The organism is Clostridium sp. BNL1100 (genome assembly GCF_000244875.1).
GTDB lineage: Bacteria > Bacillota > Clostridia > Acetivibrionales > DSM-1351 > Ruminiclostridium.
Window position 1 is genome coordinate 3,606,579 of record NC_016791.1, and the last position, 25,629, is coordinate 3,632,207.

General features: G+C 36.5%; 19 protein-coding genes. 1 reads left to right on the top strand and 18 read right to left on the bottom strand.

Features of this window, described 5'->3' with window-relative positions; genetic code table 11:
• Positions 1-233: 233 nt before the first annotated feature.
• The 11 genes from CLO1100_RS15280 to CLO1100_RS15330 form a co-directional block, all read right to left on the bottom strand.
• The gene (locus CLO1100_RS15280; RefSeq protein ID WP_014314668.1) at positions 234-419 is read right to left on the bottom strand and encodes a zinc-ribbon domain-containing protein; all 186 of its coding nucleotides are present in this window, start codon (positions 417-419) and stop codon (positions 234-236) included.
• A 251-nt stretch (positions 420-670) separates the two neighbouring features.
• Positions 671-1,201, bottom strand: a complete 531-nt coding sequence (gene infC / locus CLO1100_RS15285; RefSeq protein WP_014314669.1) for a translation initiation factor IF-3 — start codon at positions 1,199-1,201, stop codon at positions 671-673.
• Between the two features lie 153 nt (positions 1,202-1,354).
• Complete coding sequence (locus CLO1100_RS15290) at positions 1,355-3,085, bottom strand: AMP-binding protein (RefSeq protein ID WP_014314670.1); 1,731 nt, start codon at positions 3,083-3,085, stop codon at positions 1,355-1,357.
• Positions 3,086-3,198: 113 nt separating this feature from the next.
• Positions 3,199-4,236 (bottom strand): HAMP domain-containing sensor histidine kinase, encoded by a 1,038-nt coding sequence (locus CLO1100_RS15295; RefSeq protein ID WP_014314671.1) that lies wholly within the window; start codon positions 4,234-4,236, stop codon positions 3,199-3,201.
• A complete protein-coding gene (locus tag CLO1100_RS15300; protein WP_014314672.1) occupies positions 4,233-4,904 on the bottom strand; it encodes a response regulator transcription factor in 672 nt (223 codons plus the stop codon). The genes CLO1100_RS15295 and CLO1100_RS15300 overlap by 4 nt, the downstream gene beginning before the upstream one ends.
• A gap of 112 nt (positions 4,905-5,016) precedes the next feature.
• A complete protein-coding gene (locus tag CLO1100_RS15305) occupies positions 5,017-10,248 on the bottom strand; it encodes a hypothetical protein (protein WP_014314673.1) in 5,232 nt (1,743 codons plus the stop codon).
• A gap of 17 nt (positions 10,249-10,265) precedes the next feature.
• The gene (locus CLO1100_RS15310; RefSeq protein ID WP_014314674.1) at positions 10,266-11,705 is read right to left on the bottom strand and encodes an S-layer homology domain-containing protein; all 1,440 of its coding nucleotides are present in this window, start codon (positions 11,703-11,705) and stop codon (positions 10,266-10,268) included.
• A gap of 451 nt (positions 11,706-12,156) precedes the next feature.
• Entirely contained in the window at positions 12,157-13,335 is a 1,179-nt protein-coding gene (locus CLO1100_RS15315; RefSeq protein WP_014314675.1) for a phosphoglycerate dehydrogenase, read from the bottom strand.
• Between the two features lie 24 nt (positions 13,336-13,359).
• On the bottom strand, positions 13,360-14,442 hold the full coding sequence (gene serC / locus CLO1100_RS15320) for a 3-phosphoserine/phosphohydroxythreonine transaminase (protein WP_041700470.1): 1,083 nt from the start codon (positions 14,440-14,442) through the stop codon (positions 13,360-13,362).
• Between the two features lie 514 nt (positions 14,443-14,956).
• Positions 14,957-15,994: an HAF repeat-containing protein gene (locus CLO1100_RS15325; protein ID WP_014314677.1), complete on the bottom strand. Its 1,038-nt coding sequence runs from the start codon at positions 15,992-15,994 to the stop codon at positions 14,957-14,959.
• A 353-nt stretch (positions 15,995-16,347) separates the two neighbouring features.
• The gene (locus CLO1100_RS15330; RefSeq protein ID WP_014314678.1) at positions 16,348-16,893 is read right to left on the bottom strand and encodes an NADH peroxidase; all 546 of its coding nucleotides are present in this window, start codon (positions 16,891-16,893) and stop codon (positions 16,348-16,350) included.
• A 187-nt stretch (positions 16,894-17,080) separates the two neighbouring features.
• Here CLO1100_RS15330 and CLO1100_RS15335 point away from each other — a divergent pair, with 187 nt between their 5' ends.
• Positions 17,081-18,082, top strand: coding sequence for a copper amine oxidase N-terminal domain-containing protein (locus CLO1100_RS15335; protein WP_014314679.1), 1,002 nt, complete (start codon positions 17,081-17,083; stop codon positions 18,080-18,082).
• A 60-nt stretch (positions 18,083-18,142) separates the two neighbouring features.
• On the opposite strand, the gene CLO1100_RS15340 is transcribed toward CLO1100_RS15335, so the two are convergent.
• From CLO1100_RS15340 to CLO1100_RS15370, 7 genes are all read right to left on the bottom strand, one after another.
• Complete coding sequence (locus CLO1100_RS15340) at positions 18,143-19,000, bottom strand: cation diffusion facilitator family transporter (protein ID WP_014314680.1); 858 nt, start codon at positions 18,998-19,000, stop codon at positions 18,143-18,145.
• A 22-nt stretch (positions 19,001-19,022) separates the two neighbouring features.
• Positions 19,023-20,276: a DUF445 domain-containing protein gene (locus CLO1100_RS15345; protein ID WP_014314681.1), complete on the bottom strand. Its 1,254-nt coding sequence runs from the start codon at positions 20,274-20,276 to the stop codon at positions 19,023-19,025.
• 15 nt (positions 20,277-20,291) lie between these two features.
• Positions 20,292-20,906: a ribosome biogenesis GTP-binding protein YihA/YsxC gene (gene yihA, locus CLO1100_RS15350; RefSeq protein ID WP_014314682.1), complete on the bottom strand. Its 615-nt coding sequence runs from the start codon at positions 20,904-20,906 to the stop codon at positions 20,292-20,294.
• A 60-nt stretch (positions 20,907-20,966) separates the two neighbouring features.
• Complete coding sequence (locus CLO1100_RS15355) at positions 20,967-22,328, bottom strand: MATE family efflux transporter (protein WP_014314683.1); 1,362 nt, start codon at positions 22,326-22,328, stop codon at positions 20,967-20,969.
• A gap of 113 nt (positions 22,329-22,441) precedes the next feature.
• Positions 22,442-24,262 carry an AMP-binding protein gene (locus tag CLO1100_RS15360; RefSeq protein WP_014314684.1) on the bottom strand — a complete coding sequence of 607 codons (1,821 nt, stop codon included), beginning with the start codon at positions 24,260-24,262 and terminating at the stop codon, positions 22,442-22,444.
• 241 nt (positions 24,263-24,503) lie between these two features.
• Entirely contained in the window at positions 24,504-24,914 is a 411-nt protein-coding gene (locus CLO1100_RS15365; RefSeq protein WP_014314685.1) for a DUF1801 domain-containing protein, read from the bottom strand.
• A gap of 102 nt (positions 24,915-25,016) precedes the next feature.
• Positions 25,017-25,535: a dihydrofolate reductase family protein gene (locus CLO1100_RS15370; RefSeq protein ID WP_014314686.1), complete on the bottom strand. Its 519-nt coding sequence runs from the start codon at positions 25,533-25,535 to the stop codon at positions 25,017-25,019.
• Positions 25,536-25,629: the final 94 nt, after the last annotated feature.

The following is a 25,629-nucleotide window of genomic DNA, read 5'->3' on the forward strand; positions in this document are numbered from 1 at the left end:
TAATTTTGGTGTGGATTAAATGACTATTACCCTCTGGAAAAATCCCACAAGGCTTATCTGTGAAAGGAATTGAAGCTTTTTGTTTCTGTTTCGGGTTACAAAATATACATTCGTATAAGAAGATAAGGCATTAATTAGAGGGTAAAAACAAATACCGTATCTATAGTCATGTTTACGTAGAATTTAGAATATATGAACAAAACTAAAAAGGAGAGCCTTAGCTCTCCTCTAATTTACCATCTGTTACCGTAGCTTCTTCCGCCGCCTCTGTTGTTGTTTTGCTGCTTTCTTGCTCTTCTGCAGTCAGGACATCTTTGAGGCTCATTGTCGAACCCTTTCTCTTTGTAGAAAGCCTGTTCGTTTTCAGTGAAAGTGAATTGTGAATTACAATCCTTACAAGTTATTATTTTATCAGCCATATCTAAATACCTCCTTAATTTATTTGGATCATATAATTTATAACTTCCCGCTCCAATAAATTAAAGAGAGTTGTAATCAAAAAATCAATCCATAAATATTTAGCTTACTTTGTCAGCTTAACATATTGCGTTAAGTAAAGCAACAGATATTTCAATATTTCCTAAAAATACACTATGAATTTACCATAATGTTACACTAAAGTTCTGTGACGGCCCTATTTCTTACCACAAACTCTCTGTAATATAGCCTATTACTTTTTATTGGGATTCAATATTACTATCATGTTTTTACCCTCAAGCTTAGGCTGTCTTTCAGGTACACCAACATCATTAACCGCTTGGGCAAATTTTTCAAGAACTTCTTTCCCATCTGATGTATATTTCATTTCCCTACCTCGAAATTTTACGCTGACTTTGACTTTATCGCCATCTTTTAAAAATTTATAGGCACTTTTTACTTTGACATCAAAATCATGCTCATCAATCTTGGCAGACAACCTTACTTCCTTAATTGAAACAACTTTCTGATTCTTCTTGGCTTCCTTTTCCTTTTTACCCTGCTCAAACAAGTATTTTCCATAGTCCATAATTTTACAAACCGGTGGTTCCGAATTCGATGCAATCTTTACAAGATCAAGATTTTTTGTAACAGCCATTTTTTGTGCATCCTTTGAGGACATAACTCCCAGCATTGCACCATCCGAATCAATTAACCTGACCTCAGGATCCCTTATCTCTTCATTAATTGGTACTTGGTTTTTCCTAATAAAAAACACCTCCACAAATTTTTTAGTTCTTACAATAGTATTGACTAAATGTTATTTAAGTTGCAACGAATCTATAATTCAAAATTCGATTAACTTATTTCCTGTTTTTGTAATCATTTCATTATAACATTAATTTGTGTACTTATGTGGTTTTTGTTTTTTATTTTATTATTCTATTTGAGCAAGACCTTCTTTCTGTTCTTCCACATACCTCTTGATTTTATGTGTAGTTGTTCTAAGAAATTCATTTTCTCTTAGGGAGAACTCCTTTACATGTTTGTAAAGCGGCATTTTGCCATTTACTGTTTTAACGATGTTCTTAAAAATTTTCGTTAACTCATCTTTAGATATGTTTATAGCATTGAACTTGTCGGAGATTGCTTCTACATTGGGCAAAATCTGAGCACAAACAACAGTATCCCCGGAGTTTTCATCATACTTGCCCCAAACATAAGATTCTCGTACGAATGGGTCTGAATTTATATAGTTTTCAACTTCTTCAGGAAAAATCTTTTTACCGTTTTTGGTTACAATAACGTTTTTAAGCCTACCTGTTATATATAAGAAGCCTTTACGGTCCATATATCCGAGATCTCCTGTATAAAACCACCCATTAGACAAACACTTTTGAGTAGCTTTTTCGTTGCGGAAATAACCTAGCATTACATTTTTCCCTTTGACTAAAATTTCCCCAATTCCATTATTATCAGGTTTTAAAATTTTAATTTCAACGCCGGGAATAGCTTTTCCACATGATTTATCTTTAAAGCTTTTATCCCTGTTACCGGCTACCAGAGGTGAACATTCCGTTAATCCATAACCTTGCAGAACCTTAATCCCAATTCGTCTGAAAAACCTTGAAACTTCCGGTTTTATCGGGGCTGCCCCAACAATAATTAACCTCATTTCTCCACCAAAGCTATCATGTATTTCTTTAAATAATTTTCTGCTCAGGTTTATTTTAAAAATTGATAAAATGGTTGTTAAAAATAAAGCAAAATTAAATTTTATTTTCACTGTTCTGCTTTTGTGAAGTTTATCTTGTATTTTTTTATAAATATTTTCTATCAATAAAGGTACTGTTATCATTACAGTTGGTTTAACATTTTTTAAGTTTTTTGTGATATTTCTAAGTCCATCATTGAAGGATATAGCAGCTCCGTTATATATAAAGGCTAAAAACCCTAATGAACATTCATATGTGTGATGCAATGGCAATATAGATAAAGATTTATCGTCACTGTTAACTTGAACAGTAGAGCACACTCCCATTATATCCGCACAAATATTTTGATGTGAAAGCATAACCCCTTTTGCTATATCTGTGGTACCTGAAGTAAAAATCAAAATCCTTGCAGCCTCCGGATCAATTTTTACGGAAGCAAAGCTTTTGTCACCAGCTTCGACAAGTTGTTTTCCTGATTTTATTAAATCATGAAATGAAAGTATTCCATCCTCATTAGTTTGAGAGTCCATATCTATATAAATCTTAACAGTATTAATAGTTGATTTTAACATTTTTATTTGAGCTCTGTATTTTCCGGAAAAGATTATAGCGGTAGCTTCAGATCTTGCAAGAAGATTAGTAATTTCATTTGTAGGTAGTTCCTTATCTAAAGGTACAACAGTTCCCACACCGTTGATTGTTGATAAATATGAAACACACCATTCATATCGGTTCTCTCCCAAAATTGCAATAGAAGAGTTGCTTAAACCAAGTTTCAATAAGGCAGTTCCAAAATACTCTACATCGTTACCAAACTGGTTATAGCTTATTTTACTATAATTATCACCTTTATTCTTAATTAAAAACGCAGTTTTATCGCTATATAAAGTGCAGCTTTGTTCCAATAAATCCTTTAAATCAGTAATATTACGAACCTTATAAAATTTTTCCATCCGGATTTCCCCTTTGAGTAATTTGGTAACTATAATACAGGTGCATTATTCTAGATTAAATTTTATCAATATAAATTCAACTAATTATCAACTTTATATATTTTTTAAAAAAATTAAAGCTTTTGAAATGAAATCATTACAGCTGTTCCGATTCCTTTTTTACTTTCTATTGAAACAGTACCTCCACATAATTCCACAATTCGCTTTACCAGAGCAAGACCAAGTCCATTTCCATTGACATGGTGTGAACGTTCTCCTTGATAAAATTTATCAAAAGCATGTCTTCTTACTTCGTTATCCATACCAATACCGTTATCTTTTATGGTAATGAATACTTTATTGTCATTTGTAAGACAGTCTATAGTTAATACTCCATTGTAATTTGAAAATTTAATTGCATTTTCGATAATATTACTCCAAACCTGAGCAAGAAGAGACGGATTTCCGTAAAACATAACCCTTTCTAAATTTAAATCAATTGTAAGGTTCTTTTCCTCCCATTTACTCTCATAGCTTAAAAGAACACGTCTTATCTGTTCATCCAGCAGAAAATGCTCCTTTTGTAAAACAATTTCCTGATTATCAAGCCGTGATAATGAAAGAATATTTTGGGTAAGTTTTGCCAACCTTGCTGTGTTATCTAATATATAATTAATATATTTTTGTTCTTCCTCCCTTGGTAAGGTTTCATCTTGTAATAAAGTTGCATAACCCTCAATTGCAGCAAGGGGGGTTTTAAATTCATGTGAAACATTATTTACAAAATCGTTCCTTAAAGTTTCGGTATTTGACAGTTCTTTAACCATTATATTGAAATTTTCAGCTATTTGTTTCACTTCTTTGGCTATACTTTTTTCTTCCAATCTTACGGAAAAATCCCCCATAGCCACTTTCTTAGCTGCATCATTGATTTTTAGTATGGGACGAAGCATTTTACTGGAAACATATGAAGAAATGATAGTTCCAACAGCGATGCACAAAAGTGCGATAAATGAAGAAGACGTTAGTGCTCCTGTAATTGGATCAAAACTGAACTTCAATAGTATATATATAATTATAAATGTAAGTACCATTGATGCGGTCATAATAATAGCCATAATAAGTGCAAATATACGGGATATGGTGAACTTTTCCTTGTCTTTGAATATCATGGCTTTACCGCCTTATACCCCAAACCGCGAATGGTTTTGATTTCAAATTGAGTATTGTCTTTAAAGCGCTCTCTTAATCTGCTAATATGGACATCCAATGTATGCGGATCGCTTTCAGTATCCATTCCCCAGATTTCGTCCATGAGCTGCTGCTTTGTAAAAGCCTTGTTAGGGTTAGAGAGCAACTTATAAAGGATATAAAATTCTTTTTGAGGTATAAGCATATATTCCCCATTAATATATACTGTTAAGTCGTCATAAGTTAATTCCATATCTCCAAAAATCAGTTTTCTTTCATTTACAATCTGTGCTCTTCTAAGCAGAGCATTAACACGCAGAATCATTTCGTTAACATTTACAGGCTTTATCATGTAATCATCAGTGCCTACTCGAAACCCATTCTTCATATCTTCAAATGTATCTTTAGCTGTAATCATAAGTACCGGCATGTTATATCCATTATCTCGTAAACTTTTCACCAATTCATATCCATCCATATTTGGCATCATAATATCTGATATAACGAGGTCAATATATTGTTTTTCAATAATGTCCCAAGCTTCAAGGCCATCATTTGCTACATAATAAGAATAACCGTGTTTGGCTAAAACAGTGCAAAACAACTTACTCAGTGACTGATCATCTTCAACTACTAATATATTAAACATTTATTTTTACCTTTCTATTAGCTCATATTAATATACTATATTAATTTCAAATTAGCTTCAACTTACTCCTAATTGTAAAAATAAAAAACAGCCCATTTTCAGGCTGTTATATTTATTGACTCTGTTCATAACTCAAATCATCCGTAGCTTTACCCCTGACATACAAAACCTGTCTTGATGTATTGCGGCTGTCCCAAATGTCAATCCATTTTTCACTTCCATAAGTGGAAGCACCCTTCTTTGTTATCAGGTCAAAGCTCACAAAGGTTTTATCATCCGTTTCCAGTGGGATAATCCATTCAAATGTATAGGTGTTCCCTGAGGTTCTTTTTAATGTAAGGGTATCAGTGTGTGTCTTCCCTTTGATAATATAATGAATTTTAAACGCCGCATAATCCGGTTCACCCTGGATATCAATCCTTCCTTTTACCTTGTAACCCGCTTTGATATATGTTCTGCTATGTCCTACCTTTGAGAAATAGTTTATTGGCATTTTTATCGCAGGGATATCTGTATTATTTCTCCTCGGATACCTGTCAACTTTTCCGTCCCGATTGTCATCCAAACCCTTGCTTGTATCAAAATAATAGGTTCTCCAGCCGGGGTCCAGCATCATTGTAATTGCAAAGCTGTATGCCCTGATTCCTACGAATTTATAGTCTACACTATCTGTTTCACTCATTCCTGAAGGAAGCCATGCTTTAAATTCAGCACTCCCTAGCCTTCCGTCCGGATATGCTCCATCAGCAATATCCAGTCTTAATTCCCAGATCTTTACTGACCCCGAATTTGAGACTAGCTTTATCTTTCCGGAATCCGAAGTGTATGTATGTCCTTCAAAGTTTAATTGGGTTTTTGATACATATTGTGAAGTTGTAAATTTAAACAGAGCTGTATCCCCGGTATTTATCTGTGCTGCGGTTTCCTTGCCATTAATATATCCCTTCAGATTAATAGGGGTTTTTATGGTGACAGGGAAGGATATTGTCTTGTTCTGTTCTGCATTTGCCGTTATTTTAAAGATATAATTACCGTCTATAAGAGTATCGGGTACGTTATAAGGTACATTGCTCCAGCTGATGTCATTTCCGCTTTTGCTACCTGTCGCCGTACCGTAGCCGACAGTTTTAGTACCTGATACCTGAGTTCCGTTTGTACTAAACAAAGCCATTGTCAAATACGGATTTGACGGATATCTTGTCCATAAATTAAAAACTTCTAAATCTTCACTGGCAGGTAAGGTGACCGGTGACGACGGGTTTCTGAAGGCTGTTTTCATTGCTCGGAGTTCAGCTTCAAACTGCATTGGTGGCGTATCCGTTAAAGTAAATATAACCTCCGGGACATCTGTATAGGTCGTTCCATTTATATCCATTGTAAAAACATCTGACCAAGTGTTTTCTATGTCTTTTACATAATACCTTATTCTATAGGTACTGGGGCTCAGATTGTCGGGAACTGTATAGTTCCATTCCCCTCCTTCCTTTTTCCACATGATTTTCCGGTCTGATATGCCTTTATCAGTCTTGGCTCTGGTAATATTATGATCCAGATCATAGCTTAGATCCTTCCAGCTTGTCTTATATGTGTTTGTACCTGAATCAAAATCCCAATCCAGTGTTGCCTTGGCAATTGGCTTTCTGTGTACATATATGTCAACCTCTGTGGCTCCGCTGTAGTAGGAGTAATTATCCCCATATGCTCCGGATGGCTTGTCTTTTACCCTTCTGTATATCCGGTACTTTCCTACATTGGAAAATGAATTTCTTATTTCGGCTGTCCATCCCGTATCTAAGTTGAAAACAGCTTGATTTCCGGGTTCCTGACCGGTGGAGTTGTCAAAATAGTCCTTGTCCTGTACATATTGCATCTCTCTTAAAATTATTTCATCATTTTCAAGGTCATCTTCTCCTACATTCAGAGTAAACTGCTGATTACGAAGTATATAGATCTGCTCAATAGTGGGTGTTTCCTCTAAAATGTACTCTAAAGTTTCATTTAAAATCTCCTGAACTGTCTTGTCTGCTGAATCTATAAATTTCGCATATCCCGGATATTGCATCTGTATTTCGGGTGTTCCTGCCAGAATTATCTTTGCATCGGCTTTTGATGCAGCTGCATTAATATCTGAAAGCTCTGAAATATTACCATCACTTACATAGAGAATATATTTACTGCTGTTTGCCCGCCACGTATCGGTATAAGGTTGTCGAACATATTTGTAAATAGTACCGCTGTAGTAGCCGGTATAATTTGAAATCCATTGCATATTGGGAACCCAGTAGGAAACTGTTCTTGATGCAGTTCCCGAATATCCTGACCATGACCTTGTCCAGTTAAAATATCCCTCTCCGTGAGTAGGGCTCCTCGGATGTCCACAAGGGGTACTCGTGTATGTATAGTTTTGAAGGTACATGGTGCCGGAATAACCTTCCCCGTCACTGTAGTAAATACTTGATGAAGGGGTTGAACCCCCATACCCATGTCCAGAAGCATAACCACCACCTGAACTAATAGATTTGGTTTCTGTTCGGGATTCATAGTTCCCAAAGTCATGATAACCTCCGTTATCCGTAACGCTGGTTCTTTTCAACTTGCCTGAATATCCCGCACCGGTATATTGGATTTCTTCCGAAGGATAGCTTGTTCCGGTATTGCTTGATGTATTTGCAGGGGTAGAATATTCATAAGTTTTCAGGTCCCATATATTGACGTTTGGAATCATATTTCTACCCAGTAAGGTATTTTCCATTGTAACCCTGTTACTTGCAATATAATCGAATTTGTTCTGTGCAAGCCTCTTATCACGCATGATATATAAATCCACATTAGGTCTTTCAATGGGGGCATCAAGGTATATATCTGAAAGGGGTTGGTAGTTGTCTACCCAAAAATCACAGTCCATACTTGCTGACTTTTTCTCAGAATCGCTAACAAATTGAGTTAGGGTATCCTGCCCATTCACACCAATAAACTCATCTTGTGCATATATGAAGAATTTATAGTAACCAAGTTCTGTAGGAGTGTAAGCAGGGAAGTCCGTCAATTCACACATACCGTTATCTCCGAAGCCGTTCCATGACTGAATCATAGTATCAACCTCACTGTTATTGTCGCTGTCATACCACAATTCTATTTTTGCAACCTTTATCTTGTCACCGTCAGTACTGCTAATATCATAGTGCCATGCACTTATTTCATCATTTCTTGTTACTACACTGTCTGATAGATTAAGTTCTATATTTGGGGTAATGTCCTCTAGCACACGGAATTCTACAGTATATGGGTCAGACCATTTACCCAGAGTGTTTTTGCACTCCAGAGTCAAGGAATATGAACCCGGCTCTTTGTACTGCAATTGCTTTTTTAAGTCGGTATCGGTACCTTTATTTAGCTGTGATGTGTTACTGCCGTAAGACCATCTGTATTCTACTATTGGATATTTATCAACAACAAGCTGTATATTACCATCAGTTGAAGTATTCTCAACGTTTATAATTCTGTTCTGTTTCCAAGACTTTGATGAAAGTTTGAACTGTGCAACAGGCTTTGTAGGATATACGTATACATAATCTGTTGAAACATATTCAACAACTGCTGCATCTTGTATCTCCTGCTTTTTATTTTCAGGAAGGCCATCTAGTACAATTTTACTTTTATCAAGGTTGTATTTACAGATGACTTCTGCAAAGTACCCGTTTTTGTTGGTTGTGGCCGGAAAGCTGTATGACCCGGAAAAGAATTCGTTATGGTCAACCTGTTCCCCATTAATATATAGTTGGGTACTTTTAACTGCTGACATATCTGTGTTATCAGAAACATCGCTGAATTGAACTCCGTCAAATGCAGTTTCTCCGATGTGATTATTTATTTTTAGAGTGGGAATGTCTATAAATAGAGGTTCGATATCAGGCTCGGGAGGAGTTGGAATTGTGCCTGTTAAAAATTGATTGCTTCCGCTTTTGGAATTGTTATGTCCATCCAGATAGTTTACTTTTGCTGTTGCTTCTACCCTTACTATGTAATTGTCCCCTTGCTTGGGAAGCTTCTTTATTTCTTCTATGGTAGTTTCAATACTAAAAGTTGCAGTAACTGTATTATCTGCTGTACTTTTAGGCACAACATTTTTTGATTTCATTTCAGTATCGGTTAGTTCTATTCCAGATACCTTATCGATATTTAAATCCCAGCTTTCTATATCCTGTCTTGTATAATACACCGTTCTGGACACTGAATCCTTATAGTATGGAATCCAATCTTCCGGTGCCGGCTCCTCTTCCTTCAGGATAACATAATCCTGTAGTTCACCTTTAACCTGAAATTCAAGTTTAACCTTCTGTTTGTCCAACTCGTTGTCCTTAGGGATATCGGGCATAGGTGATACTGCAGTTACAAAGCACTGTAATGGCAGGTCGCTTTTGCCACTATCAGATAATTTATTTGTTTGTCCTAGATTTGGTACGGAAAAGGTTTGATACCAAATAGAGCCGTCAGGTCTTACGTGCCACATCTTTCCGCTGCCGGCCTTCTGAATTGTTGGAGCTGACTGGATATAGAGATATTCATAAACATTTGGATCATAGTGGCCATTACCGTCAGGGATTCCTGAAAACTTATCTACGGAATTAAAGGTTTTGAATATCCAATCCTTTAGTCTTTGAACTGTTTGCTGTTTATAACGATTTGCAGAATTGTATGCTGCTTCGTTATATGTACTAATTCTTCCTGATAGAACCTTTTTGGCTTCATTTGTAGAACTCCAAGGTTCCTTTATCCAATTCCTTTCCCTGAAGGTTGTTACAGTTGCTACGTTAATCATCCACATATTACTGAATACTTCCCCATTTATATCAAAGCCCAGGTACTTCCATTCCCCCCGATCAGTCTCGCATTTTTCTTTATGGGTTTTAGGGTTCTGCTCCTTACCTTTGCAAGATACCTCTTCAGGTTTTAAGAAGTAACCACCGCCATATTTAATTTCCGGGTCTTTAATATCCAAATCATTATGTATCTGGTATCCACATTTAAAATAGTTCCCTGCCATACTCCTGTAGCTGCCATATACTACAAGATTCTTCTGTGTAAAAAGCCTGTAATTCAAATAGTAAGTGTTAGTACCCTTTTTTATTGTTAACGGGACTACACTTCCATTGATTTGTGTCGGTAGCAGGTTGTTTTTTTCATAGTTATCATATGTAGCCTGGTTGAAAAACTCCATGCCACCATTTTCATATTTTAATAGAGTAAAGCTGTCTGCAGCATGTACAATTATATCCGGAAAGCCAGTTATTAATAATACAAGGCAAAGAATTAATGAAATTACTTTTGTATATTTAGTATTCAATTTTATGTTCACCTTCTTTAGTTTAATCTAAGCATTGTATTTTTTGTTATATAGTCTTTAGCCCAGACTTGAAAACCAAAGGATATCCCCCCTTCACTTCGACCTCCAATTACGTAAATTTGGCGCCCATTAAGAAAGTATACTCCATGTTTCCAACTTACATCATTCAATGAATAGTATAGATATTTATCATGGATTTTCTTCGCCTGCTCGTAGTCCTTCCCAAACCAAAGTTTAAGCAATTCATATGTATATTTTTTTAAGTCCCTGTTGTACTTATCAACCTCATAGCTTGATATTTCATATAACCATCCGTTTCCGTTGTCATAGAAGCTTTCTCTTTGCCCTTTTTTTATTTGACTTCTTTGAGTGGCTATGCCTACTCCATTTAAAGGTAAAATTAAACCATAAATATCATTTATATATTGATTAAAATGATTTTGACTATTAAAGTAATTAATTCCGAAGCTTTTATATTTTTCACTGTAAGTAAAGTCTATCTTCCCACCTGTTATAAGATTACGGTTCTTGTACATTGTTTGTGCTGTTTCCCAAATCTCCATCATTGGGAACAACCCTTTATACAAGGTATATTCCTTGTTTTCATAGAAGCCTGCCGCCTCATTATCATATTCACCATTGTTGGCGTTGCTGTTTTTCCATTTAAAGCTTTCACTTGTCGACGGGATACTTTCAACCCTTACCTTCTTATCCAACAACTTTATTATTATGACGGACGCTTCGGCCCTTGTAAGAGTACCCTTGGGATTAAATTTGTTGTTACTGCCTGTCAAAAGCCCAATACGATAGCAGTCTATTACATCCTGAAGATATCTGCTTGTGATAGTAGGATAATCTGTCATTTTAAGCTTCTGGTAGCCTGTGTATACATTATCAAAAAAGCCTTTGTCACCCTTGGACGGATAAGGGTCACTGCCCTTTACGAAGTAATCATGGGGAACATTTTCGTACTTTCCAATAGTCCTTCTTGCCAAACTTGCTGCTAATTCACGTGTAATAGGCTTTGTATAGTCTGATATTTCGCCTTTTGTCAAGATACCTTCTTTAAGGGCTAAATCTACAAACGGCTTGTAATAAGGCACTCCTTGCGATACCTCTGGGCTATATCCTATGGTTCTCATGAGCATTAGAATATACTGTCCTCCCAGAAGCTTGTCGTTGGGGCCAAACCTTCCATCTGGGTACCCCGCTATTATTTCAAGTGCCGATATTTTTGATATATAATTGCTCCCCCAGTGATTTTTAACATCCGGGTATTTAGCCAGTTCAGTATCCAGACTTGTTTGTGTCAGGCCGTAGTATTTGTCAACAAGGGGCTGCATCCGTATTGCAGTTGTTGTACTGCCTGATGTATTTGCATTTTCAGCTGTTACCGGCAAAAGTGCTGATAATAAAATTGCAGAAACTGTTATCACACATAAAAGTTTTTTTATCATGCTTACTATTCTCCTTTTTAAATTAACATAAAATTCTGTTTGAAATGTTTTATTTTTGAATTGTTTTATTTTCTTGGCAAGTACATAAGTTGAATAGGTATAATCTTTTACGTATACTGCATAGCTCAGAGGGTGATGAAAACTGATACAACTTTTAGATGCTAATCGCCATAGCATTGTTGAACAAATATGAAAAATAAAAATATTGCTGAATATGCTCTAAGATGTGATTTTTTCATTAATGACTGTTGGACTTTAGTCGCAAATTTTCACTTATTTACTAAAACTTCCGTTTTTTATTATATCATTGATGAGATGTGTGTCAATATTTTTTTGAATATTAATTAATATTTACTTGTCAGAAACAAATTAATAAAACCGGGATATAAGTACAATATCAGCTTTAGCATTATACTTATATCCCGGTCTATTGGTTTTTAATGAACCTTAATTATTTTACAATTCTTACTTTTAATACACCTTTAATTGATTCAATCTTCTTTGCTACCTCGTCATTAGTTTCATTTTCAATATCAAGTACTGTATATGCATATTCACCTCTTGATTTACTTACCATGTCTAAAATATTTAGATTCATGGAAGAAACTGCTCCGGCGAACTGAGCTAGCATATTCGGAATATTTCTGTGGCAGATAGCGATACGTCCGTCTGTCATGCAGATACCTGCATCACAGTTTGGATAGTTTACAGAATTTTTAATATTACCATTCTCAATAAAATCAATCAACTGTTTAACAGCCATTACCGCACAGTTATCTTCTGATTCTTCAGTGGATGCTCCGAGGTGGGGAATTCCTATAACTCCATCCATCTTAGCAGTCTTACCATTAGGGAAATCGGTCACATACTTAGCAACCTTGCCATTTTTAAGTGCTACTTCAATATCGTTATCACTTACTAACAGGTCTCTTGCAAAATTAAGGATGATAACACCATCCTTCATCTTGGAAATCGTATCTTCGTTAATCATTTCCTTGGTATTAACATTAGGATCCGAATTCTCTATCAAAGGAGTGTGAAGAGTGATATAGTCACACTCTTTATAAATTTCGTCTCTGGTTTTAACGTGTACAATATCACGGGACAAATTCCACGCACTGTCTACGGAAATGAACGGGTCATATCCATAAACTTTCATTCCCAGGCGGTTAGCTGCATTTGCTACTAGAACACCGATTGCTCCAAGGCCGATAACGCCTAACTTCTTGCCCTTTATTTCCTTCCCCGCAAACTTGCCTTTGCCTTTTTCTACAGCCTTAGCAATAGCAGGCTCTTCTTTTATAGTCTGCACCCAGTTAACTCCACCGATGATATCACGGGAAGCTAACATAAGTCCTGCAATTACTAATTCCTTTACACCGTTTGCATTTGCTCCCGGTGTATTAAATACGACAATCCCATGCTCGGCACATTTTTCTAGCGGTATATTGTTGACACCAGCTCCTGCCCTTGCAATCGCCTTTAGATTACTGCCAAATTCCATGTCATGCATCGCTGCACTTCTAACTAAAATCGCATCTGCTTCATTGACATTCTCAACCTTTTTATGTTCCTCGGTAAAAATGTCTAAACCAATATTTGCTATCGGATTAAGACAACTATATTTCATGACTATACCCCTTTCGACGTCTTATTACAGGTTCTCAGCTTCAAACTTTTTCATAAACTCAACTAATGCCTCAACACCTTCGATAGGCATAGCATTATAGATGGAAGCTCTCATACCACCTACGGTCCTGTGACCCTTTAGGTTCTCAAAGCCCGCAGCCTTTGATTCTTTAATGAATTTTGCGTCAAGCTCTTCATTTCCAGTAACAAAAGGAACATTCATTAAGGAACGGTCTTCTTTCACAACAGTTCCATGGAACATCTTGCTCTGGTCTAAGAAATCATAAAGTATCGCTGCTTTTTTCTCATTATGAGCCTTCATAGCCTCTAAGCCGCCTTGATTCTTAATCCACTTAAATACCTTACCACAGATATAAATACCATAAGCAGGAGGGGTATTATACATAGAACCCTCTTTAGCATGAATTTTATATTTCATCATGGTTGGAGTGCCGGGAAGCGTATCTTCGGTGATGAGATCTTCACGGATGATAACAATTACAACACCTGCAGGTCCAATGTTCTTCTGAACGCCACCATAGATTATGCCATACTTTGTTACATCAACAGGTTCTGACAAGAAACATGAAGAAACGTCGGAAACTAATATTTTACCCTTAGTATTCGGTAATTTTTTAAACTTTGTTCCGTATATGGTGTTGTTTTCGCAAATGTATACGTAATCAGCATTCTCAGAAATCGGAAGGTCGGAGCAATCCGGGATATAAGAAAATGTCTTATCCTCAGAAGAAGCAATTGCATTCGCTGTTCCATAGATTTTAGCTTCCTGATATGCTTTCTTTGCCCATTGTCCGGTTATTATATGGTCAGCTACTTTATTCTTCATCAAATTCATCGGAATCATGGCAAACTGTAGTGACGCACCGCCCTGCAAGAAAAGTACTTTATAATTATCAGGAATGTTCATTAATTCCCGCAAATCCTTCTCAGCTTCCTTTATGATTACTTCGTACGCTTTGGATCTGTGGCTCATCTCCATAACAGACATACCGCTGCCTCTGTAATCCAGCATCTCATCTGCTGCTTCCTTTAGTACCTCTACCGGCAACATTGCCGGTCCTGCAGAAAAATTATAAATCCTTCCCAATGTTTTGTCCTCCTTATATATTACTCCCTCTGGCTCCAATAACCTCTGTATCCCTCTTGATTTACAGCAATCGCTACAAGAATAGAACAATTTCATATTCACCGCCCCATTGCGTTCCAGATAGATGCCATCTAAATTTCACAGCAACACTCCTTAACGAAACTCATAGTTTATTGGAAGTTTAGGGAGATATTATGGCACTAGCTTTATGTATGCCATCTAGTTTAATGTTTTTTGCAACTATATAAATAATAGCAAACAATGCACTTTATTACAATAAAATAATAGCTAAATGAAGTCGAAAGTTAATTATTCTACAAAAAATCCAATAATCCCCTTATTGTATTTGACTGAGAAATATAGTTACACACAATAGTCTATTTACAATAAAAAAAAGAAGCCATGTAAATCTTATAATATTGTATCCTAAACAAACGGAATAAGCCGCTGCAAAACAATTTTGTTTTGCAGCGGCTGTTTTTTGCTGAGCGGTACAATTACGTTTTTATAATCGTCAATATTCAAATAAACCTTCCGGTAATAGTTTAATTAAAAAAGAATTTTCTGTTGTATTTCCTGTTCGTATTTTCATAATATCGTAAGTGATTTGGCCTTGATCATTTATTTGTCCTAAAATATCATATTCTCCTGACGCACCTCCCAAATCTCTCATATTCCCGTTTTCCCATAAAACTACACGATCACCATTATAGTTTGAAGTTCCAATAATCTGACCTAAATTATTAATGTCCGATACTCTTGTATAACTGCTCCCCGGTATGTCTAGCGCTGTCATTTGGTCATTTTCCCACAAGAATGCGATGTACTTACCATCCGGCATTTTAACATTTCCAATAACCTGACCCTTGTCATTTATCGCTATCGCCGAAGATGACAATCCGCCAAGTGTCCCCAAATCATTCATCTTACCATTTTCCCATAAAAATGCATGGCTTTGTCCATCAGGCATATACGAATACCCTACAACCTGTCCTTTGTTATTTATATCTGATGCATGGGAATAATTCCCTCCAAGTGTGCCCAAATCCCGTATCTGCCCATTTTCCCATAAAAATGCGTGATACTCAGTTTTTCCTTCTCCCATTGATACCTTGGCTGCACCAGCTATCTGACCGTTATCGTTCATAGCATAAGGAGATGCACTCAAAGCTCCTAGATTCCCCAAATCTGTCATTTGGCCATTTTCTAATAAAAACACCCGTGAATTTCTGTCAGTACCCACAATCTGACCATTATTATTTATATCTAAAAACATACTAAATTCACCTGCGACATCAGACATATCTCTCAATTGCCCATTCTCCCATAAAAAGGGATGAAACATTATATCTGTCGAATCTATTGTCGCCACACCAACAATCTGACCTAAATCGTTCATACCTAAGAAGATTGTGGAACCATCACCTATCGTCCCAAGATTTGTTACTTGTGTGTTTTCCCAAACCGGGCCTTGTAAGACTTCAGCATAAGCACCATTGATAGTAAACATCAAGCTTATTGCCAAAACAATTAAAAAGGTTTTCTTTTTCAAAATATACCCCTCCCCTAATAAATTGAGCTTCTTTGACATAACCTACTTGTCAATTTTGATTTTGAAATTTAAGTTTATATGGAGATATAAATAATTGCGTAGAATTATCAAGAATAACGACATAAGTCCTGTCCTTATAAATATTTTACATTATAATTTTTATTTTGTAAATATATGTAATTATTGGTATTTTATGTTCATATACTGTCTGTCCTTCTTTCCTGCGAAATCCTTTTACTTTCTTAAGAAATCTTTTTCTAAAAATAAATACATTCTAAAACAAACAAAAGTACAAAAAAATACAACCCCCATAACTGAGAATTGTATTTTTTCATATCATATTGTATTATTTTTTATTTAAAATATCTGTTCAGCAAGCCCTTAAACCCTGCGCCGTGCCTTGCCTCATCTTTACACATTTCATGAACTGTATCGTGAATCGCATCAAGGTTGAGCTGTTTTGCACGTGTTGCAAGATCCTTCTTGCCCTTGCATGCTCCTGCTTCGGCTTCTGCTCTCAATTCTAGGTTTTTCTTAGTGTCAGCATGAACTACTTCACCAAGCAATTCTGCAAACTTTGCAGCGTGTTCAGCCTCTTCCCATGCAGCAAGCTTGTAAAAAGCACCGATTTCGGGGTAACCTTCACGCTCAGCCTGTCTTGCCATTGCAAGGTACATACCAACCTCAGTACATTCTCCCATAAAGTTTGCTCTCAGGCCTTCAAGTATCTCGGCATCAACACCCTGTGCTACACCAATTCTATGTTCATCAGCCCACTGTTCTGATGTTTCTGACTGCTCAATAAATTTTGCCTTTGGTGCTTTACATTGTGGACAAGCATCCGGCGCCTCATTACCAACATGTACATATCCGCAAACTGAACAAACAAATTTCTTCATAATCAAAAATCCTCCCAATACAATTTTATATTTTATTTTTATTTTATTTGAAATCTTAACGACAATTATATATGTACCCGGTGAGGATTACCTAAAACAAAAATTTATCAATCTTTTTTATGGGAACTTTTATCATATTTTGTTGTCTAATAAATATATAATATAAATTCGAAGGGAGCTTAGTACTATGAAAAACAAAAGAATAGTAGCAGGATTATTAGCAGTCACAATTTTATCACTTTCATCTGTTCCATCTTTAGCAAACTATACAGAAAATCTTAAAGCAATCAATATTTCTGAGCAAATTGACACTACGGAGAACCAATCTTCTTTTGGCTCTTTCACAGGTACGGTTAAGAAAATAACCGATTTTGAAGGCGTTAAGGGTTCAAAGTTTGTTCTGGTAGAAAATCAAGACGGACAGCAAGCAAACCTGATAATATCAAATAGTACATACGTTGTTAATAATGAAAAAATTGATACCGGTTCTGTTATAACCGGATTTTATGATGTGAATGCACCAATGCTGATGATTTACCCTCCGCAATATAACACAGAAGTTGTTAGTGTTGCCAGTAGTAAAGTTCAGTGCATAAAAATTGACAGGTTCGATAAAGATTTAGTCAGTTCCGACAATATGTTAAAATTGAATATTTCTAAGGAAACAGAAATAATATCACAGGATGGAAAAGCTTTTGAAGGTGAACTTGCAAACAGAAATCTTGTAGTACTTTACGGTATATCAACCAAAAGCATCCCTGCGCAGACCAATCCGGATAAAATAGTTGTATTGTTTGAAAAAGCTGTTGAACCTACAGATGAGGAAAAAGTTATTCAAAGCGGTAATGTTGCTTCTATGAACGTAGTTGTTAACAACAAGACAATTGTAGCCCCTTCAGCATACACTAATAAGAAGGGTACTTTTATGGTTCCTGTACGTGCAATTGCTGAGAATTTGGGATTTGATGTAAGCTGGGAAGGCAAGACAAAAACTGTAATGCTAGGTAAAGGCATTTCTTTGACAATAGGCAAAGATAACTACATTTATATGAAAACTGCCCCCATTCAACTGGGAACAGCCCCTGAAATCGTAGATGGAAAGACCTTTGTTCCGTTAAGCTTTTTCAAAGATGTTCTTGGCATGAAAACTGTTAATGTTTCTGACTCCGACATTGTAATAAGCGATTAAAAAAGAACTGGATATTTACATAAACAGCCAGGGGAATAGGGTACCTCCCCTTGGCTGTTTTCAACACGGGTTAATATGAACTACCGCATCCTTTATTCCTTTAATATCCTTCACTTTTGCCTTAATTGTACCGGCAATCTTGTGACTCTCGTTTACAGACATTTCTCCATCTACAGACACTTTTATAATTAATATAAAGCCCTCTCCAACCGGCTTTGCATTGATTGAATCAATATGGTCAACTCCACTGATGCTTTGAATCAGATTAAGTGCATTTTCCTTAAAGGCGGGGTCCATGTTGGTATCCATGAGAACCTTAAATGACGAAATAAATATTTTGATTCCGGTATAGAAAATCCAAAGAGAAATAAGTATACCCACAGCACCGTCTACCCATGCAAAGCCCAAGTATCCCATAATAATACCGAGGATAGTACCGGAGGTAACAAAAACATCGTTTCTGTGGTCTTCCGAATTTGCAATAACAAGAAGATTATCCATTTTCTTTCCCACACGACTGGTATAAATAAATAATGAGAGCTTAACTGCAATGGTAATTATCGCTGCAGCTATCAGAAACCATGATACTGTGAATGTAGCCCTATTTACTATTGAAGACAGTGAACTTTTAAAAATTGTAAATGAAACAAACATAAGAGAAATGCTTATAATCATGGAAAAAATGTATTCCGCCTTGCCATGTCCATAGGGATGGTCACTATCTTCAGGCTTGCTGGCAATACTGTTTCCCACTAGGGTCATAACCGAAGCAAAAACGTCTCCGGCACTGTTAAAACCGTCAGCAATCATAGCCTGGCTCCGGCTTAGGAAGCCTGCCGCAAGTTTTAAGGAAAGAAGAAAAATATTTGCTGCAATACCAAGTATCGCAACAAGCCGGGTAATTTTGAACCTATCCATAATATAACCTCTCTAAAAAATATTAAAACAGCTGGGACAGTAGATGGATAACCAAGCCTGCCAAGCCACCTATAACGGTTCCGTTAATCCTGATATACTGTAGGTCAGCCCCAACCTGAACTTCCAACTTATCCACCATGTCTTTTGTTTCCCAGCCTTCCATAGTATCGTATATAAGAGAACCCACTCTGTCACCGTATTGGGAAACTATACTTTCAATACCACCGATTACGGTATTATCAATTGTTTCACGCAGTGTATCATTATTATTGATTCCATTGATAACCATATCAATCAGTAAGCTTACTTTTTCCGTAAGTTTAGCTTCATTTTCAAAATATGAATTTTTGTAATCAACTATTACTTCTGTCAGCATATTTACAACTTTATTATAAACATCGGAATCCAATATCTGGCCCTTGAGTGTCTCCCCTTTTTCAATAAGCTCCTGAGAATTTTTCATATCATCAATCAATTTAGGAATAACAGACATCAAAAGTTTATTTATTTCGGCCTCGTCGTTTGTATCTATCTCTTCAGTCTGCCTGTTTAAGAATTCAAGTATCTTTCGGTAGACTAAATCCCCAATAAAAGGTAGCGCAAGAGTTTTATTTATTCCCCCAAGTACAAGGATTGTCTTGTCCTTATTGTCATTGATAAATTTATATGTAGCGTTAAGAAGTCCCTTTACAAGAGGTTTGTGATAACCTGACTCTACAAGGGGCGTCAAGCTCTTTCCCAACAAAGGGTACAGGCTTACATCCTCAACTTTGGTATGGAGCTGCGCTTTTAAAAAACTCCCGACTTTTTCATCATTTACAAAGGAATCAGCCAAAGCAGGAAGTCTCACAACTATGGCTTCTACAATCATGTCTCTGTTTTTATCAACATAGCCTGAAACTGTTTTTGAAATACTTACCTTGTCCAGCTTGGCCTTAATAATTTCAGGTGTAAAAAAATTAGAGACTACAAAGTTTGACAAAGCCTTGGCTATTCTTGATTTGTTGTTTGCAATAATGGCTGTATGAGGAATAATCTTAAGTCCTAAAGGGTGCTTGAAAAGTGCCACCACGGCAAACCAGTCCGCAAGGGCACCTACCATTGAGGCTTCTGCAAAAGCCGCAATGGAGGAATACAGAAGTCCTCGTCCCTGTAAACTTTTAAAAATAATGAAAACGATGGTCATAAACACTAATAGCGACGTTGCAATAATTTTCATCATTCTCAATTTTTTTCTAAGCTTTTCATTTTCATCTGTATAAGTGTACTTTTCCATATAAAAATCCCCGTCCTAAACCTTCTGTTCTTCACCCGTTACATTCAATGCATTGTCAAACTCCGCCCAGACCTTTTCAAGACCTAAACGGTTTGACGTTGAAAATGGTATAACCTTTTCGGCTCCATCCAGTTGTAAAACCTTACGTATATCATTTATGCGAGGATTTATCTGTCCTCTGGATATCTTATCAGCCTTGTTGGCTATGATAAGTGTATTGAGTCCAAAACCCTTTAACCATTGATACATAATAATATCGTCCTTACTTGGAGAATGTCTGATATCTACAAGTAATACAACCATTTTAAGGAAATTTTCTTTCCTTGAATACAGATATGTTTCGATAATATTCGACCATGATGCCTTCATCTCTTTTGATACACTGGCAAAGCCATAACCCGGCAAGTCCACTAAATAAAAATTCTCATTAACACTAAAGAAATTTATCTGCCTGGTCTTACCCGGAGTTGAACCCACTCTTGCAAGACTTTTTCTGTTAACCAAAGTATTAATTATTGATGATTTACCTACATTTGACCTTCCTGCAAAAGCGATCTCCGGAAAGCCCGTAACCGGGTATTGGTTTGGCTTTACAGCCGTAATTTCGTGTGAAGCATTCTTAATAATCATAAAACCTCCGAAATTTCACAATTTTATTATTATAATGCCCAATATTTTATCTGAACAAAATTAAATTTCTCTGACAACATTTTTTATCCACTTATTGGACCTTAATCTGGTAACACCGCAAATCATTTTCACAATTTCTTCAGCCATTACCATGAGGACAACCCACTGAACATCAAGTCTTAGAACCAATGCCCCTATAAAAGAAAGGGGAACACCTATAAGCCACATAGTCAAGCCTTCTGCAACAAAAGCAAATCCTGCATCTCCACCCCCACGTAAAACTCCCACAATGACAACTATATTTGTAAATCTTATAGGTAAAATAATGGAGTTCATTGCCATAAGAATTATAGACGTTTCAATAACATCACTGCTTACCTTGAACAGACTTACAATAAAAGGGGAGAACAGATATAAAAGTCCGCCCAGAATGAAGCCGCCGATTATGCACAGCCGGACAAAGCTCCAAGCATATTGCCTTCCCTTCTTTTCCTCTCCTGCACCAATAACATGTCCCGTCATAACCGCCGCAGCGCTGGCCAAACCAAAAGCAGCAACCATAAACAGGTTTACTACGTTGTTTGTAATCTGTACCGCATCAAATGCCTCAGTACTTATTCTGCCATACGCAATTGAATATACCGCAGTACCCAGACCCCAGCACATTTCATTAAGAATAACCGGTATCATGGTCTTGGTTACCCTGCCCAGCAAATCTTTCGTAACCTGCATAAGTTCACTGATTCTGAATCTAAGGAGTGGAAAGTACTTTGATACAACGATTAAAAATATAATTAATTCAACTATTCTTGCTATTAATGTACCTGTTGCAGCACCTCTCACGCCCATTGCCGGCATACCAAATCTTCCGTATATCAGTACATAATTCAGAAGCGTATTGAGCCCCAGTGCCGAAGCACTTATTATCATAGGCATAGCAGACTTCCCAATACTTCTGAGAGCCACACTGAACCCAAAACTTATTGATGCAAATACAAAACTCACACTAAGTATTCTTAAAAAACCGGCTCCCTGGCTAATAACCACAGGATCGGTATTGAAAATAGAAATAATCTGTTTGGGCAGCAGTATACCTATTGCCGCCATAATAAGAGCTGCCCCTGCTGCTATTGCAATATCGAGATTTACCACTCTGCCTATATTACTGTGGTCATTTTTACCCCAGAACTGGGCTACATAAATACTGCATCCGCTATGTATTGCATTATAAAGCAAAAATACTATCAAACCATACTGGTTGGCAACACCAACGGCTGCCAACGCCTGATTACCCAACGATCCAACCATTACAGAATCGACGACGCCAAGAGATGAAGAAATTAAGCTCTGAATAGTTATCGGTAGTGCCAGTGTAAGAAGCTTCAAATAAAATTCCTTGTTTTTAACTAGTAACCTTTGCATTTATCCCCCTGTTTGAGTACCCATAATTATCCTCACGTGATTATACTACACCCGTAAAAAAAAAGCAAAAACCTTATATGCTACGGCTTTTGCTCTTTAATAGGCTTGTATTTTTAAAACAGCTTTCCATTGGCCTTTCTCATATTTAAACCTGCTTCATCAAGCACCTCCATTACTTTTTTGTGCTCAACGGGCCTTTTAATTTTAAGAGTAGTTGTTTTAATCAATTCATCGTAGCTCATAATAAAATATCTTATAATTTTGTACTGTGGTATATCCTTGTTCAACCTTTTTATCTCCTGCTGCATAATGTCTGCTAATTCGCTTTCAGATGGAAGCCTTCCGTATTTTTCTTTTATAACAGCCTCATTAAGAACCAGCTTTGCACATACCTGTATATCTCCATCTGGGGCTTCATTTCCCCATACAAAGGATTCTTTTATACCTTCAATATTGTTCAGAAGTGTTTCATACTCTTCCGGGAAAGCTTTTTTACCGTTGGTGAGGACAATCATTGATTTGGCTCTGCCTGTAATTGTTATAAATCCTTCATTGTCAATATGCCCCAAGTCTCCTGTGTGAAACCAACCTTCTTCATCAATAGCTTCTTTCGTTCCGGCTTCGTCATCGTAATAACCCATCATTACATTCCGGCCCCTTGTGATAATTTCACCCATGCCGTTTTCATCAGGATTATGAATAGCTGCCTCTATACCATATAAAGGCTGTCCTACGGTTCCCGCCTTATTATAAAAGTCATTGTTGGCTGCAACAACGGGTGAGGTTTCAGTCAGGCCATAGCCTTGTATAACCTTTAAACCCAACATGTCAAAGCCCTCTATTATTTCCTTATCTATAGGTGCAGCACCTGACACGGCCAGCCTTAATCCCGGTCCCATTTGTTCCAGAATTCTTTTGAAAAACTTTCTTCTTAAATCTATTTTAATGCTGTTGAGTCCTTTTGAAACCTTGGCAAGCATTGCAACCTGCTTGGCCTTCCCTGACTTTTTTATGCCATCTTTCATTTTTTTATACATTGCTTCCAGTATGGCAGGAACTACTACAAGAATAGTTACATTAAATTCCTTCAAATTTTTTGCAATATGCTTTATACCCTCACTGTATGCAATACACACACCATTTTTTATCATAAAAAGCATTCCTATTGATAACTCAAAAGTGTGATGCAAGGGTAGTACTGAGAGATGCACGTCATTGGGAAGAACTTTTATTGCAGAAGAAACGGCACTTACGTCTGAACAAATATTACGCTGGTTTAGCATTACTCCTTTTGACATACTGGTCGTACCTGATGTAAAAAGCAGAACAGACAGCTTTTCTGAATCTACGGATGCATCTGTAAAGCTTCTGTCGTCATTTTTTAAAAGGCTTTCACCCTGTGCAACAAGCTTATCTATTGTAGTAAAGGAAGAAGGATAATCTTCACCGATATCATCCATACATATAAAGTATTTGATGCTTTTCATACGTTCTGCCAGACTACGCATCTGAGCGTCAAAATGACTACTGTAGAATATTGCGTCTACTTCTCCCCTAATAATGAGCTTCTCGATTTCAACTTCAGGAAGGTGTTTATCAAGAGGAACCGCTATTCCTGTTCCGCATACAATAGAAAAAAAGCTCACTGCCCACTCATAACGGTTTTCACCTATCACTGCTATCCTTTTGTCCTTTAAGCCAAGCTTGTGCAGAGCAGTGCCTATGGCAGCTACTTCCGCACCAAAGCTTTTATATGATTTAGTGATGGTATCTGCCCCTGATTTATATATAAATGCAGTTTTATCCCCAAATGTATCTATGCTTGTTTTAAGTAGTTTCTTAATATTCTCTACGGGACTGATATCATAATACCCCAGACCCTTGACAATTCTTTTTTCCTTTTCGTTAGTTATGGAGATTCCCTTTTTGGCCATATGCCCTCCTGAAATAAGATACAATAATATAATTATTACCTGGTTATAATTATATTATTGTATTCCTTTTCAATCAATATTACAACAAATATATTTACTTATACCTTTCCAATTTACGTATATAATATTCCATATAATCGGATACCAGTTTATCTGCTGCTATCCCTTCAGATATTAAAAGCCCCACGTTTTGAGGGGCTTTCAATCCGGTTGTATCTATTATTTAAAATCAGATAATACCTTAGTAATGTTTTCCGTTATCGTAACTCCATTTCGCTATTTCGGCGATAAGCTCAAGTGGTAATGGCTTGTTGTACGGAAACTGTATGGCTCCTTTACTTGTTTTATATTCCGTGAGCCTTTCGCTAAAATGTGCAACAGCCTTATCCCCGGGGTACAACCCGATGTGCTTTTTAAATGCCGCAAAGTGGATTATATTTTGTTTATGCCAGTAAGTTGGCATACTCCATGAAATACGTTCTTCCGCATTCGGGAGTGTTTCACGGAGCGTGTCTCGAACTTGATTTAACAACAGCTGTACCTCTTCCGATTGTCCAGCAATATAGGCATCAATCGTTTTCGGCGGTTCGCCGCAGAAATGGTCTTGATTTGTGTTCTTAAACTCCCGTTTACAATTGGGGCATTGCCACATAGTACATTCGCCCTCCCTCTTTCTAAAAATTCACCCTCTATATTTTTACCCACAAATAACCTTTAATACCGGACTCACTATTATTGTCACAAAATCCAGAACTTACTTTTGTGATTGAGCATAAATTAATTCTGCAAATTGTCCGTATTTTTTTACTTCTTTCAAGTAAAATCTCTTTAATGCTTCCTTCTGCGAAAACAATGGTATTCCACTCCCTAATAAAACAGGAGCAATCTGTATTATTATATTATCTATCATATCATTATCCAATAAGGGAGCTAATATTGTGTTCCCTCCAACAATCCAAATGTTTTTATCCTTTTCTATTTGTTTAACAAATTCTACAATATCACAATTAATAGGAATAAAGCCCTTAATTGACAAGCTTTCAGTATGTGTAACAACATAGTTTTTAGTAGTCGGATAAAAACTATCTATATTCTCTATGTTTTCAATTTCATTATATGTCCTTTTGCCCATGATAGTAATATCCATACTATTATAGAAACTTTCGTAATCAGTTTCTTCTATTGTGCCTGTTTGATAAAGCCAGTCCAAGTTATGGTTTTTATCAGCAAGATAGCCGTCTAAAGTTATACAGCCATAAAAAAACACACTCATTTTTAAACTCCTTTCAACTTACGTTAGTTCCGGTGTCTCTGAAAAACTAAATACAACAAATATATAAAAGAACTATGCCCTAGCATAGTTCTTT